At 77.5% G+C, this 14,136-nt stretch carries 13 protein-coding genes; 9 read left to right on the top strand and 4 right to left on the bottom strand.

The annotated features are described in order from the left end of the window. The first annotated feature begins 13 nt into the window (after positions 1–13). Positions 14–1,282 (top strand): DUF418 domain-containing protein, encoded by a 1,269-nt coding sequence (locus PED38_RS01965; protein WP_270979376.1) that lies wholly within the window; start codon positions 14–16, stop codon positions 1,280–1,282. Here the strand turns inward: PED38_RS01965 and PED38_RS01960 are convergent. Further along, the gene (locus PED38_RS01960; protein WP_270979374.1) at positions 1,269–2,399 is read right to left on the bottom strand and encodes an SDR family oxidoreductase; all 1,131 of its coding nucleotides are present in this window, start codon (positions 2,397–2,399) and stop codon (positions 1,269–1,271) included. The genes PED38_RS01965 and PED38_RS01960 overlap by 14 nt on opposite strands. 67 nt (positions 2,400–2,466) lie before the next feature. After that, positions 2,467–2,736: a hypothetical protein gene (locus PED38_RS01955; RefSeq protein ID WP_270979373.1), complete on the bottom strand. Its 270-nt coding sequence runs from the start codon at positions 2,734–2,736 to the stop codon at positions 2,467–2,469. Between the two features lie 104 nt (positions 2,737–2,840). On the opposite strand from PED38_RS01955, the gene PED38_RS01950 reads away from it, so the two are divergent. From PED38_RS01950 to PED38_RS01915, 8 genes are all read left to right on the top strand, one after another. After that, a complete protein-coding gene (locus PED38_RS01950; RefSeq protein WP_270979371.1) occupies positions 2,841–3,281 on the top strand; it encodes an iron chaperone in 441 nt (146 codons plus the stop codon). Between the two features lie 99 nt (positions 3,282–3,380). Beyond that, positions 3,381–4,178, top strand: a complete 798-nt coding sequence (locus PED38_RS01945; RefSeq protein ID WP_270979369.1) for an Ltp family lipoprotein — start codon at positions 3,381–3,383, stop codon at positions 4,176–4,178. Positions 4,179–4,305: 127 nt separating this feature from the next. Then, the gene (locus PED38_RS01940; protein ID WP_270979368.1) at positions 4,306–5,295 is read left to right on the top strand and encodes a ring-cleaving dioxygenase; all 990 of its coding nucleotides are present in this window, start codon (positions 4,306–4,308) and stop codon (positions 5,293–5,295) included. After that, positions 5,292–5,915 carry an alpha/beta hydrolase gene (locus tag PED38_RS01935; protein ID WP_063071196.1) on the top strand — a complete coding sequence of 208 codons (624 nt, stop codon included), beginning with the start codon at positions 5,292–5,294 and terminating at the stop codon, positions 5,913–5,915. The genes PED38_RS01940 and PED38_RS01935 overlap by 4 nt, the downstream gene beginning before the upstream one ends. Positions 5,916–5,984: 69 nt before the next feature. Continuing rightward, complete coding sequence (locus tag PED38_RS01930; protein ID WP_270979367.1) at positions 5,985–7,508, top strand: cation:proton antiporter; 1,524 nt, start codon at positions 5,985–5,987, stop codon at positions 7,506–7,508. Positions 7,509–7,684: 176 nt separating this feature from the next. After that, complete coding sequence (gene mobA, locus PED38_RS01925; RefSeq protein ID WP_270979364.1) at positions 7,685–8,473, top strand: molybdenum cofactor guanylyltransferase; 789 nt, start codon at positions 7,685–7,687, stop codon at positions 8,471–8,473. Then, positions 8,463–8,891 carry a DUF6457 domain-containing protein gene (locus PED38_RS01920; protein ID WP_217491910.1) on the top strand — a complete coding sequence of 143 codons (429 nt, stop codon included), beginning with the start codon at positions 8,463–8,465 and terminating at the stop codon, positions 8,889–8,891. The genes mobA and PED38_RS01920 overlap by 11 nt, the downstream gene beginning before the upstream one ends. Next, on the top strand, positions 8,888–10,204 hold the full coding sequence (locus tag PED38_RS01915) for a molybdopterin molybdotransferase MoeA (RefSeq protein ID WP_270979361.1): 1,317 nt from the start codon (positions 8,888–8,890) through the stop codon (positions 10,202–10,204). Before PED38_RS01920 ends, PED38_RS01915 begins: the two co-directional genes overlap by 4 nt. A 62-nt stretch (positions 10,205–10,266) precedes the next feature. Here PED38_RS01915 and PED38_RS01910 read toward each other — a convergent pair whose 3' ends face one another. Continuing rightward, the gene (locus PED38_RS01910; protein ID WP_063072949.1) at positions 10,267–12,000 is read right to left on the bottom strand and encodes an FAD-dependent oxidoreductase; all 1,734 of its coding nucleotides are present in this window, start codon (positions 11,998–12,000) and stop codon (positions 10,267–10,269) included. Then, entirely contained in the window at positions 11,993–14,122 is a 2,130-nt protein-coding gene (locus PED38_RS01905) for a molybdopterin oxidoreductase family protein (RefSeq protein WP_270979445.1), read from the bottom strand. The genes PED38_RS01910 and PED38_RS01905 overlap by 8 nt, the downstream gene beginning before the upstream one ends. Positions 14,123–14,136: the final 14 nt, after the last annotated feature.

Raw genomic sequence — 14,136 nt, 5'->3', positions numbered from 1 at the left:
GCAGGCTGGACGGGTGACCACGATCCCCGGCTCCCCCGCGCCCGCGCCGACGCCCGCGCCCCCGCCCGCCGCCTACGCCGCGCCCACCGCCGCGTCGGAGCGGAGCCCGGCGCCCGACCTCCTCCGCGGGATGGCGCTCCTCGGCATCGCGCTCGCGAACTCCGTGTACTTCATCGCCGGCCGCCCGACCGGGCCGCTCGCGCGTCCGACGGACGGCACCGCGCTCGACCACGTGGCCGACGTGCTGGTCGGCACGTTCGTCGACAACCGCGCGTTCCCGCTGTTCACGATGCTCTTCGCCTACGGCTTCACCGTGATCCTCCGCCGGCAGGCCGCGGCGGGCGTCGACGGACCGCGCGCCCGGCGTCTGCTGCTGCGCCGGAGCCTCTGGCTCATGGTGTTCGGGGCGCTGCACGTGGTGCTGCTCTTCGAGGGCGACATCCTGCTGTCGTACGGGATCCTCGGGCTCGCCCTCGCCGCCCTGTACCGCGCGAGCGATCGCGTCTTCCGCGTGCTCGTGTGGGCGCCCGCGATCGCGTTCCTCGCCCTCGCGGGAGCGGACGGCCTCGCGGGCGGTGACGCAGCGGGCTCGCTCTTCGGCGGCGACGGCTCGTTCCTCGGCGACCTCGCGAGCCGCTCCGTCACGCTGGCCGCGCTGCTCGTCGCCACGCCCCTGACGGTGGGCACGCTCGTGCCGCTCGCGGCCGTCGGGATCCTGCTCGGCCGCCGCCGCGTGCTCGAGGAGCCGGGCGCGCACCTGCCGCTCCTCCGGCGACTCGCGCTCGTGGGGATGCCCGTCAGCGTGCTCGGCGCGCTGCCGCTGGTGCTCGGGACCGTGGGCGCGCTCGACGCGGATCCCGTGACGCTGTACCTGCTCGGCGTGCTGCACGGGGCCACGGGCGTCGCGGGCGCGCTCGGGCTGCTCGGCGTCGTGGGGTGGGCCGTCGCGGTGCGGGCCCGTCGCGCGGATGCGGCGCCCGGTCCGGTGCTCGGGGCGCTGATCGCGGTGGGCCGCCGCTCGATGACCTGCTACCTGCTGCAGTCGGTGCTCTTCGCGATCCTGCTCGAGCCGTGGGCGCTCGGCCTCGGCGTGGGCGCGGGGACGGCGCGCATCGCCCTCGTCGCGATCGGGGTGTGGCTCGTCACGGTCGCGGTGTCCGTGGCGCTCGAGCGGCGCGGGATCGCGGGCCCGGCCGAGCGGGCGATCCGCCGCCTCTCCTACGGACGCCTGCCGGCCCGACCGTCGCCGGCCGGACCGGGAGCGGCGGTCAGCGCGGGATGAGCCCCTCCGTGCGGTAGCGCTCGAAGAGCCCCAGGAAGCTGTCGAGCGTGCGGTGGTGCGTGTGGAACCCGGCGAGCCGGCTCGCGCTGATGTCGGTGACGACCTCGATGTCGCGGCCGAGGTCGGCGTCGGTGTGCCACCAGGACGCGATGCGGTCCAGATCCGACTCCGCGAGCCCGGCCTCGCGGGCGATGCGCGCCCACTCGTCCTCGTAGCCCGCCATCTGCTGCTCGAGGGGGCGCGGCGCGTCCTGGAAGCCGACGGGCTCGACGCCGAACCACGCGGCGAGGCGCGGCCACATCCAGCGCCAGCGGAACACGTCGCCGTTGACGACGTTGAACGCCGCGTCGCGGCCAGCCTCGTCGGTGGCCGCCCAGATCATCTGGTCGGCGAGGACGGTGGCGTCGGTGACGTCCGTGAGCCCGTTCCACTGGGTCTCGCTGCCCGGGAAGACGAACGGCAGGCCGAGGTCACGGCAGATGGAGCCGTACACTGCGAGGGTCAGCCCCATGTTCATCTGGTTGCCGACCGCGTGCCCGATGACGGTGTGCGAGCGGTGCACCGACCACGCGAAGCCCTGGCGGGCGGCGGCCGCGAACAGCTCGTCCTCCTGCGCGTAGTAGAAGTTCGGGGCGTCGAGGCGCGGCTCGTCCTCGTGGAACGGGGTGTCGGGCATCGCGCCCTGGCCGTACGCCTCGAACGGGCCGAGGTAGTGCTTGAGACCGGTGACGAGCGCGGCGTGCTCGACGGGCGCGCCGTCGAGGGCGGCGAGGAGGTCGCGGACCATGCCGCCGTTGACGGCGATGTTCTCCTGCTCCGTCGCCTGGCGCGACCAGGCCGTGAAGAACACGTGGGTCGGCTTCTCGGGCGCGAGCGCGCGGCGCAGGTCGTCGGCGGAGCGGAGGTCGGCGCTGATCCAGCGGACGCCCGGGCGGTCGGCGCCGGCGCGGCGGCTGAGGGCGAGCACGTCCCAGCCCTCGGCGGTGAGCTGGTCGACCAGCGCGGATCCGCTGATGCCCGTGGCGCCGACCACGAGGGCCGTGCGGCCGGTGCCGTCGGAGCGGGGGGACGCGGCGGGGGCGGACGTGCGGGCGGGGGTCTCTCGGATCTCGGTCATCCCCTGCCCCAACGACGGGGAGCCGCCCGGGCATTCCGGGCGGCTCCTCGCGGGCGTGTCGGTCGGATCAGGCGGGGTGCGGCCCGTCGACGTCGGCGTCGGCCTCGCCGGCGACGCCGTCGCGGCCGGTGGAGGTCGCCTGCGTGGCGGCGGGATCGGCCGGTCCGTCGCCGAGTCCGGCGTCCTCGGTGCGGCGCGCGAGGTCGGCGGCCATGGCGTCGGATCCGCTGTCGCGGTGGTCGTAGGCGACCTGCTCCGCGAGCCCGGCGCGCTTCTCGTCCGCCGTGGCCTCGCCGGCGCCGTCCATGATGGGCTGGTCCTGCTCGTGGGTGCTCATGGGACGACGGTACGCCGTCCGGCCGGGGTGCAGATCCGCCGGGCGCTTGTCGGCTCCCCCGGCACCTGTCACGCTCCAGGCACACCACCAGGCAGGGAGCGGACATGACCGACACCGGATTCTCGAAGGACGAGCGCGACGCGATGAAGCAGCGCGCCCGCGAGCTGCGCGAGGAGGCCAAGGCGCAGAAGGCCGCCGACAAGCAGGCGGCCGCGCTCCAGGGCGTGCTCGACGCGTTCGCCGCGATGCCGCCCGAGGAGCGCGCCATCGCCGAGTGGCTGCACGCGCTCGTGCTCGCGCACGCGCCGGGCCTCGCCCCCAAGACCTGGTACGGCTTCCCGGCCTACGCCGACGCGGACGGCAAGCCCGTCGTGTTCTTCCAGCCGGGATCGAAGTTCGGCACCCGGTACTCCACGCTCGGGTTCCAGGATCCGGCGCGGCTCGACGAGGGCACCATGTGGCCGACCTCGTACGCGCTCACCGCGGTGGATCCCGCGAACGAGGAGCGCGTGGCGGAGCTGGTGCGGCGGGCCGTCGGGGGGTGAGGCGGCTCCCCGATCGGGGCTGCCGTGTCGTCGGCCCCCGTCCGGGGAGCACGCGAACTGGGGGAGGTACATGCATCTGCATGATGTGAAGCTCGACCCATGAGCACCCCCGAGCAGCCTGGGTACCCGTCCCAGGACCCGAACGACGCCCGACCCGCCGGCCCCTCCGGCCCGCCCGTCCCCGGCGGGACCACCACCCTGGCCCCTCCGCCCCCGTACGGCGCGCAGCCGAAGGGCCTCGCCGTCGCCGCGCTGGTCGTCGGGATCGTCGCGTTCCTGTCGGGGCTCGTCCCCGTCGGCGGCCTGATCCTCGGTGCGGCGGCCGTCGTGCTCGGGATCCTCGCCCTGCGCCGCGCGCAGAGCAAGGGGTTCGCGATAACCGGGCTCTCCCTCGGCGCCGTCGCGGCGGTCACGTCGCTCATCGTCACCATCACCTTCGCCGCCGCGCTCGGCACCGTGAGCTCCTCCGTGGAGCGGGCGGCCGTCGAGGCGACGGCCGAGGCGGAGGCCGCTCCCGCGCCGACCCCCGAGGTGACCGAGCCGACCGTCGAGGAGACCTCCGCCGCGGCCGAGCCCGCGGCGCCGGCCGTCCCCGTCGAGAGCGCCACCGCGCTGATCAAGGCGGAGACGTACGCGAACAGCCTCGACATGAGCAAGGCCGGCCTCTACGACCAGCTCACGAGCGAGTACGGCGAGAAGTTCACGCCCGAGGCGGCGCAGTACGCCGTCGACAACATCCAGGCCGATTGGAACGCCAACGCGCTCGCGAAGGCGAAGACCTACCGCGAGATGGCCGCCATGTCCCCGGCCGCCATCCGCGACCAGCTCACGAGCGAGTACGGCGAGAAGTTCACGGCCGAGGAGGCCGACTACGCGATCGCCCACCTCGACGACTGACGAGGAGCGACGGACGAGGGGAGGTGGCGCGCGCCACCTCCCCTCCTGCGTCCCCGGCGGGAATGATCCGCCACCCCATGCGTTTGCATGGACATGGCCCGACCGGGCCGCGCGGAAGGAGCGCCTCATGACCGCCAGCACCCAGGGACTGCATCACGTGACCGCCATCGGCGGCGACCCGCAGCGGAACGTGGACTTCTACGTGCGCGCCATGGGGCTCCGGCTCGTCAAGCGCACCGTCAACTTCGACAGTCCGGGCAGCTACCACCTCTACTACGGCGACGCCGAGGGCCGGCCCGGATCCCTCCTCACCTTCTTCCCGTGGAAGGGCGTGCCGGCGGGCCGCGTCGGCGCGGGCCAGTCGACGACGACCGCGTTCTCCGTGCCGGCCGGCAGCCTCGGCTGGTGGACCGAGCACCTGCGCCGGGTCGGCGTCGCCTCGTCGATCTCGTCGACCGGATCCGCGGAGGAGCGCCTCTCCCTCCGCGACCCCGACGGCCTGCAGCTCGACCTCGTCGCGTCCTCCGTCGACGACCCGCGCGACCCGTGGGACTCCGCCGACGTGCCCGCCGAGCACGCGATCCGCGGCCAGCACTCCTCCGTGCTCACCGTGCGTTATCCGGCGGGCACCGCGTCCGTCCTCACCGACGACCTCGGGCTCCGGCTCGTGGACGAGCGCGACGGCCGCTTCCGCTTCGCCGCGGGCGACGGCGGACCGGGCGCGATCGTCGACGTGGTCGCCGACCCGGGCGTGCAGCAGGGCCTGACCGCGGGCGGCACCGTGCACCACGTGGCGTTCCGCGTGCCCGACCGCGCCCGCCAGCAGGCATGGCGCGACGAGCTGGTGGACCGCGGGCACCAGGTGACGCAGATCCTCGACCGGCAGTACTTCACGTCCATCTACTTCCGCGAGCCCGGCGGCGTGCTGTTCGAGATCGCGACGGACACCCCCGGCTTCGACATCGACGAGCCGCTGCTCGAGCTCGGCCGCAGCCTCCGCCTGCCGCCGTGGCTGGAGCCGAGCCGCGCCGACATCGAGGCCGCGGTGCCGCCGCTGCGCCTGCCCGACGAGTCGGCCGTCTCGCCCGACGCGCCCGACGCCGGCTCCGTCGCGTGAGCGCGCTCCTCGACCGCACCCCGCACCTCGTCCAGCCCGGCGCGGTCGACGGCCCGGTGATCCTCGGGCTCCACGGCACGGGCGCCGACGAGCGGCAGGGCATCGAGCTCGCGCGGCTCGTGGCGCCCGGTCAGCCGGTGCTGGCACCGCGCGGGAGCGTGCGCGAGGGATCCGCCGCCCGCTGGTTCAGCCGGCACGCCGAGGGCGTCTTCGACGTGGACGACGTGGTGGCGCGCGCGGCCGAGCTGGCCGACCTGGTCGCCGCGGCGCGGTCGGCCTACGCTCTCGAGGGGCGCGCGATCCTCGCCGTCGGGTTCTCGAACGGGGCGAACATGGCGCTGGCGACCACCTTGCTGCATCCGGCGGTCCTGCCGGAGACCCTCGCGTTCTCGGCGCGCTGGCCCCTCGGCGACCGGGAGCCGGCCGCGGACCTCTCGGGTGCGCGCATCACGCTGCTCAACGGCGACGCCGATCCGATGGCGCCGCTCGCCGACGTGGAGCGCGCGGTGCGCGAGGCCGCGGCCCGCGGGGCCGATGCCGTCTCGCGCGTGCGACCCGGCGGCCACGGGCTCGACGCGAGGGACCTCGAGGCGGCCCGCGGACGGATCCGCCCCGCCTGACCGGCCCGTCGCGCCCCCAGCGCACGACCTCCCCTCCCGCTCTCCCGCTCTCCCGATCGGACGCCGCGCATGCCCGAGATCATCGCCTGGGTCGTCTCCTTCGTCGTCGTCACGGTGGCGGTGTCCGGCATCGCCGGGCGTGCGGGCTGGTCGGCGCCCGTCGCGCTCGTGGCGGTGGGCGCCGTCGCGTCGTTCGTGCCGGGCGTGCCGCAGGTCGAGATCGAGCCGGACGCCGTGCTCTACGGGCTGCTGCCGCCGCTGCTGTTCGCCGCCGCGATCCGCACGCCGCTGGCGGACATCCGGGCGCGGCGCGACAGCATCGCGGTGCTCTCGGTGGGCGTGGTGGTGGTCACGCTGCTCGTGTTCGGGCTCGCGCTCTGGGCGCTCGTGCCCGCGGTGGGGCTCGCCGCGGCGCTCGCCCTCGGCGCGGTCGTGGCGCCCACCGACGCGGTCGCGGTGTCGGCGGTCGCCGGGCGCGTGCGGCTCCCCCGACGCGTCATGTCCATCCTCGAGACCGAGAGCCTCCTCAACGACGCGACGGCGCTGGTCGCGCTCAACACGGCCATCGCGGCGATCGTCGGCGTCGTGCACCCGGTGGACGTCGCGGGCGGGTTCGCGGTGGCCGTGCTGCTCGGCATCGCGGTGGGGCTCGCGGTCGCCTTCCTCTTCTCCGCGGTGCGCCGGTTCCTCCGGTCGGCCGTGCTCGACACGAGCCTGTCGCTCGCGATCCCCTACGTGGCGTTCATCCCCGCGCAGGAGCTCGGCGGATCCGGCGTGCTCGCGGTCGTCGCCGCCGGCCTCGTGCTCGGGTACCGCGCGCCGCTCATCCAGTCCCCCGAAGCCCGGATCGCGGAGTCGGTGAACTGGCGGACGATCCAGTTCCTGCTGGAGAACGCGGTCTTCCTCCTCATCGGGCTGAGCCTCGCCGGGATCGTGCGGGGGCTGCCGGAGTCGAGCCTCGACGGCTGGAGCATCGCCGGGCTGTCGGTGCTGCTGCTCGCGGTGCTCACGGCCGCGCGCTTCGCGTCGGTGGCGCTCGCCAAGGTGCTCTTCGACCACGGGCCGGCCCGGCTCCGCGCCCGCTCCTGGAACTGGCGGACCGTGACGGCCGTGTCGTCGGCCGGCGTGCGCGGCGTGGTGACGCTGGCCGCCGCGTTCCTCCTCCCCGAGGAGACGCCCGAGCGCGAGCTGCTGCAGTTCCTCGCCTTCGTGATGGTGGCGGGGACGCTCGTGGGCGGGCTCGCGCTGCCGGCGCTCATCCGCCGCCTCCGGCTCGGCCACTCCGCCGACGACCAGGAGCGCTCCGACCGCGACCGCCTGCTCGACGAGGCGCGCGCCGCCGGCCTCGCGGCGCGCGACCGAGCGCTCGCGGACGGGAACGACGGACCGGGCGACGAGGCGCTGCCCGAGACCACCGCCGAGCGGCTGACGCACGACCGCGTCCGGCGCCGCATGATCGACGCCGAGCGCGCCGCGGTCCTCGATGCGCGACGCGCGGGCCGCTACCCGGAGGTCGCCGTGCGCGCCGTGCTCGGGATGATCGACGCGGAGGACGTGGCGCTCGGGCGGCGCGAGGCGGACGACGCGCGCTGAGCGGATGGCCGGCGCCTCTCGTCCTCCCTGGCGCCTCTCGTCGTCCCCGGCGCCGTGAGAGGTCGCGGCAACACCGCGACGCGCCCGCCCGCAACGCGCCGGAAACGCCGGGGGGCTAGCGTCGGCGGGGAACCCGATGAGCGCCCGCATCCCGGGCGCGGCAGGCCGGAGGACCCGTGAGCGCAGGAGCGACCGACGTGCGCGCCGTGCCCGCGCGCCAGGATCGACCGGCGCACCCCGATCGCCCCGCGTGCCCCGCTCGCGGCGAGCCCGGCGCGACGGGTGCCCGCCGGGCGGCCGACACGGCGGCGGTGATCCTCGCGGGCGGCCGGGCGCGGCGGCTCGGCGGCATCGACAAGACCGCGCTCGTCCGCGGCGACGACGGCGCATCGCTCCTCGCGGAGGCGGTGCGCGCCGCGGCCGGGTGCGCGGGCGTCGTCGTCGTCGTCGGGGCGGGCAACCGGCCGGGCGGGGTGACGGACGCGCAGCGCCGGGCGGCCGGATCCGCGCGGCTCGTCGACGAGGACCCCGCGCACGGCGGACCCGCATCGGCCCTCGCCGCCGGGGTCCGCGCGCTCGCGCACGCGGCGCCGACCGCGTGGATCCTCGTGCTCGCCGCGGACCTCGCCCGCGCCCCCGAGGCGGTCGCCGCCCTCCTGCCGCTCCGGCACGCCGCCACGCACGCCGACGGCCGCGACGCGATCCTCGCCCGCGATCCCGGCGGACGCGCCCAGCCGCTCCTCGCCCTCTACCGCGCGGCGCCCCTCCGGGCCGCCCTCGACGCGGTCGACGCGCACGGCGGCCTGCACGGCGCGCCGCTCCGGCACGTCGTCGCGGCGCTCGACGCCGACCGCGTCGCCTACGCCGACCTCCCCGCGCGGCTCTGCGCCGACGTGGACACGCCCGCCGACGCGGACGCCCACGGGCTCCGCCTCCCCGACGACAGGATCACCGATGCCCGCTGACGTCTCCCCCGCCGCCGCGATGCCCGGCCCGACCGCGCCCGGCCCGACCCCGCCCGCCGCGCCCACGGACCCCGCGGTGCTCGACCACTGGGTCCACCGGGTCGCCGCGCTCCTCGAGCTGCCCGCGCAGGACGTCGACGTCGCCCTCGTCCTCGACCTCGCGCGCGACGCGGCGCACGGCGTCGCCCGGCCGGCCGCTCCCCTCACGACGTTCCTGCTGGGGCTCGCCGTCGGGCGCGCGGGCGGCGACGCGGCGGACGCGCGGCGGCTGGCGGCGGAGATCACGGCCGAGATCGACCACCTGCGGGATCCCGTCGGCCCGCTCGCCGCCGACGGCAGCGCGGGGGGCGGCGACGACCTCCTGCGCGCCGACCAGGCGGCGGCCGAGCCCGACTCCGACGTGGGCGGGCGGGCGTGACCCCCGCCGGCCCGACGACGCGTGCGGCGGCCACCGCGACGACCGCTCCGGCGAGCGTCGACGCAGGAGCCACCCGTGCGGCCGAGACCGCGCCCGCCCCGCCCGCCGCGCTCCGCGACGCGACCTGGGACGACGCCCGCGCCGCGGCGCACCTGCTCGGCGAGCGCATGCGCCGCCGCCTCCCCGTCGCGGCCGATCCGGTCGCGCTCGACGCCGCCGGGGGCCGGATCCTCGCCGCCGACCTCCGCGCCCGCGTCGACCTGCCCGGCACGGCGGTCTCCGCGATGGACGGCTGGGCCGTCGGATCCACCGGACACGGGCCGTGGCGCGTCGGCGCGCCCGTGCTCGCCGGCCACGCACCCACCGGCATCGCCCTCGGCCCGGGCGAGGCTCGGCCCATCGCGACCGGCGCGCCCGTGCCGCCGTCCACCGCGGGCGTCCTCCGGAGCGAGCACGGCGACGTCACGGACGGCGTGCTCCGCGTCAACGCGCTGGCGCCCACGGGCGGCGCGCGGGCCGGCGCGGAGATCCGGCCCGCGGGCGAGGAGGCCGGGCACGGCGACGTGCTGCTCCGTTCGGGCACGCGCCTGACGGCGGTGCGGCTCGGGCTCGCGGCCGCCGCGGGCCACGACCTGCTGCCGGTGCGCGCGCCCGCCGCGACCGACGTGATCCACCTCGGCGACGAGGTCGTCGCGCACGGCGTGCCCGCGCCCGGCCGCGTCCGCGACGCCGTCGGCCCGGCGCTCCCCGGCCTGCTCGGGGCGTGCGGCCTCGCCGTCGGATCCTCGACCCGCGTCCCCGACGACGCCCGCGCCACGCGCGACGCCATCGGCCGCGCCACCGCGCCGCTCGTGCTGACCACGGGCGGCAGCTCCCGCGGCCCCGCCGACCACGTGCGCGCCGCCCTCGACGGCCTCGGCGCGCGCCTCCTGGTCGACGCCGTCCGCATGCGCCCGGGGCACCCCGTGATGCTCGCCGAGCTCCCGGACGGACGGGCCGTCCTCTGCCTGCCCGGCAACCCGCTCGCCGCGGTCGCGTGCCTCCTGTCGTTCGCCCCGCCGCTCGTCGACGGCCTCGCCGGCCGGGCCGTCCCCGCGCTGGCCGGGTGGACCGCGGGGGCCGACCTGCCGGGCGGCGGATCCCGCACCCGGCTCGTCGCGTGCGCCCTCGACGCCGACGGCCGGCTCGTGCCCGTCGCCGCGCAGGGGCCGGGCATGCTGCGCGGGCTCGCCGCGGCCGACGCGCTGGCCGTCGTGCCGTCGGCGGGCGCGCGATCCGGGGACGCCGTGCGGGCGATCCCGCTGCCCGGCTGACCCGCGGCGCGGCGCGGCGCGCGTGCCCGCGGCCCGCGTGACTCGCCGCGCGCCCCGCTCCCCTACAGCAGCGCCGCCGCCCGGCCGCCCGCGGAGGCGAGGACCTCCTGGATCCGCCCGCGGCACGTGCCGCACCCGGTGCCCGCGCGCGTGCACGCGCCGATCTCCTCGACCGTGGCAGCACCGCCCGCGGCGGCCTCCGCGATGGTCCCCGCGGTCACGCCGTTGCACCAGCAGACGGTCGCGTCGGGCGCGAGCGGATCCCCCGTGGGCAGGGCCCCGGCGTCGGCCGCATCGAGGCGGAGGAGCACGGAGCGGTCGGCCGGCAGCTCGCCGCGGCGCTCGAACAGGAGCGTGAGCTCGGCACCCGCGCGCGGCATGCCGACGCTGACGAAGCCCACGAGGATCCCGTCGCGCGTCACGGTCTTGACGTACGCGCCGCGGGCGGGGTCGGTCCACACGGCCACCTCGCGCGGGGCGGGGCCCGCGTCGGCGTCGAGCTCCTCGGTGTCGCAGGTCGCGGCGTGCGCGCGGCCCGGCCGGCGGCGTCGCCGGGGCGGGTCGTCCCACGGCTCCGCGGTCACGTCGCCGCCCGCGACCACGTCGACGCCCTCGGCCTTGAGCATCACGACGGGCGGACGCCCGTCATCGGCACCGAGGCCGGGCGGGGCATCGGGCACGACCGGCGCGCTGCCTCCCGCGGATCCCGCCGCGTGCCCGTGCCGGGCCTCCGCCTCGGCCGCGAGCAGCCCCGCGAGCGCGTCGGCCTGCCGCCAGCCCGGCCCGATGAGGCCGGACGGCCCGCCGGGGACCTGTCCGTCGGGCCGCGCGGATCCCGGCGCCGCGACGTGCGCGCAGTCCCCGATCGCGAACACGGCCGGGTCGGTCCAGCTGCGGAGGTCGGCGCCCACGAGCACGCCGCGCCCCACCGCGAGGCCCGCCGCGGACGCGAGCTCGTCGCGCGCCGTGACGCCGCAGGACAGCACGAGGAGGTCGCCGTCGATGCGCCCGCCGTCCGCGAGCAGGAGCGCCTGGAAGCGCTCGTCGTCGGTGCCGCGGTCGTGCAGCAGCACGCCCTCGGCCCGGGCGTGCGCCGCCATCGCGACGCCCGCCGCGTCGGCCGCGTGGCTGAGCGTGCGGCCGCCGCCGCGATCGAGGTTGCGCGCCATGGGGACGTCGCCGTGATGCACGGCGACGACGTCCGCGCCCTGCTCGGCCGCGGCGAGCGCCAGCTCCATGCCGAGCACGCCCGCGCCGAGCACGACGATGCGCCGCCCGGCCCGGACGGCCGCCAGCACGATGCGCGCATCCCGCAGGTCGCGGAGCGCGACCACGCCCGCCGGGAGCGGACGCCGTCCGTGATCGAGCGCGTCGGGATCCCACGGGGCGTCGCCGCGCGCATGGCGGGACGCCTCGAGCCCGTCCATCGGCGGCACGTGCGCGCGGGCGCCCGTCGCCAGCACGAGCCGGTCGTAGGGCAGCACCTGGCCGGTGTGCAGCGTCGCGATCCGGTGCCCGCGATCGATCCCGACCACCGCGCCGTGCCGCAGCACGCGCACGCCCGCCGCCTCGGCCGCGGCCGTGTCGGCCACCTCGAGGCGCTCCCGGTCGGCGCGCCCCACGGCGTGCTCCGCGACGAGCACGCGGTTGTAGGGGTCGTCCTCCTCGGCGCCCACGACCACGACGTCGAGGATCCCGGCCCGCACCGCCGGCAGGAGCCCCTCGACGAGACGCGCCGCGACGGGCCCGTGGCCGACGACCAGCACGCGGATCGCGCCGTCCCCCGCCTCAGCCACGCGCAGCCCCCGCGTCCGTCGCCAGCGCGCGCACGGTCACGGCCGTGCGCTTGAACTCGGGCATGGCCGAGACGGGATCCACGTCGGCGGCCGTCAGCAGGTTCGCGCACTCGGATCCCGCGTAGTGGAAGGGCAGGAACACCGTGTCGTGCCGGATCCCCGCGGTCACCTCCGCGACGGCCCGCACCTCGCCGCGCGCGTTCTGGACCGCGACGGGCGCGCCGTGCACGATCCCGAGCCGCACCGCCGTCACCGGGTGGATCTGCAGCCGCGCCACGGGCTGCGCGTCCTGCAGCTCGGGCACCCGCCGGGTCTGCGCGCCCGACTGGTAGTGCTCGAGCAGCCGCCCGGTGACGAGCGTGAGCGCGCCGCCGACGGGCGCCGGATCCCCCGCGGTCACGTCGCGGGGGCTCACCGCGACGAGCCGCGCGCGTCCGTCCGGGTGCGCGAACCGGTCGGCGAACAGGCGCGGCGTGCCCGTGGATCCGGCCGGGTACGGCCAGAACGCCTCCACGGCGTCGTCGTCGAGGAGCGCGTGGCTGAGCCCGGAGTAGTCGGCGATGCCGCCCGCCGACGCCCGCGCGAGCTCGTCGAACACGACGGCGGGGTCGGTGGGCCAGGCGGAGGGCGCGTCGAGCCGCCGCGCCAGCTCGGCCAGCACCTCCAGCTCGCTGCGCACCTCCGGAGGCGGGGCGAGGGCGCGGCGGCGCCGGATCACACGTCCCTCGAGCGAGGTCGTGGTGCCCTCCTCCTCGGCCCACTGCGTGACGGGCAGCACCACGTCGGCGAGCGCCGCGGTCTCGGAGAGCACGAGGTCGCACACGACGAGCAGGTCGAGGCGCGCGAGGCCGCGGCGCACGGCGGTGACGTCGGGCGCGGAGACGACGACGTTGGATCCGTGCACGAGCAGGCAGCGGATCCCGCCGGGCTCCCCCAGCTCGCCGAGCAGCTCGACCGCCGGCACGCCGGGCCCCGGGATGGTCGCGGGGTCCACGCCCCACACGGCGGCGACGTGCGCGCGGGCCGCGGGGTCGGCGATCCGCCGGTAGCCGGGCAGCTGGTCGCACTTCTGGCCGTGCTCGCGTCCGCCCTGCCCGTTGCCCTGGCCGGTGAGGGTGCCGTAGCCGGATCCGGGCCGACCGGGCAGCCCGAGCAGCAGCGCGAGGTCGATGGCGGCGGTCGCGGTGTCGGTGCCGTCCACGTGCTGCTCGACGCCGCGGCCGGTGAGGATGAAGGTGCCGCGGCCGTCCGCGAGCCGCCGGGCCACCCGGCGCAGCTCCGCGACCGGCACGCCCGTCACCTGCTGCACGCGCTCCGGCCACCACGCGTTGGCGCTCCGGCGCACGGCGTCGAGGCCCGTGGTGCGCGCGGCGACGTACGCGTCGTCGGCGAGGCCCTCCGCGAGCACGACGTGGATCAGCCCGAGCAGCAGCACGAGGTCGGTCCCGGGCGCGGGCTGCAGGTGGATCCCCTGCCCGTCGTCGGCGAGGTGCGCGGTGGCCGAGCGGCGCGGATCCACCACGACGAGCCCGCCCGCGGCCCGCGCCCCGCCGAGGTGCCCGATGAACGGCGGCATGGTGGCGGCGACGTTGGAGCCGAGCAGCAGGATCGTGGCCGCGCCGTCGAGGTCGGCGACGGGGAACGGCAGCCCGCGGTCGACGCCGAACGCGCGGTTGCCGGCGGCCGCCGCGGACGACATGCAGAACCGGCCGTTGTAGTCGATGCGGGAGGTGCCGAGGGCGATGCGCGCGAACTTCCCGAGCTGGTACGCCTTCTCGTTGGTGAGGCCGCCGCCGCCGAAGACGCCCACCGAGTCGGCGCCGAAGCGCGCGCGGCTGTCGCGGAGCCGATCGGCGACGAGGTCGAGCGCCTCGTCCCACGTCGCGCGGACGAGCCCGCCCGACGCGTCCCGCACGAGCGGATGCGTGAGCCGGCCCGCCGCCGTGAGCACCTCGGCGCTGGTCCAGCCCTTGCGGCAGAGGCCGCCGCGGTTCGTCGGGAAGTCGCGGCCCGCGACCTCGAGCACGGGTGCGGGCGCGGCGGGCGACCCGGGTGCGGGCGACGCGGGTGCGGGCGACGCCGCCGGCACCGGCACCGGCACCGGCACCGGCACCATCGTCATCGCGCACTGGAGGG

This window comes from Clavibacter sp. CT19 (assembly GCF_027858075.1).
Taxonomy (GTDB): Bacteria; Actinomycetota; Actinomycetes; order Actinomycetales; family Microbacteriaceae; genus Clavibacter; species Clavibacter tessellarius_A.
The sequence above is the reverse complement of the archived record's forward strand: the minus strand, read 5'-3'. Positions and strand labels throughout refer to the sequence as shown.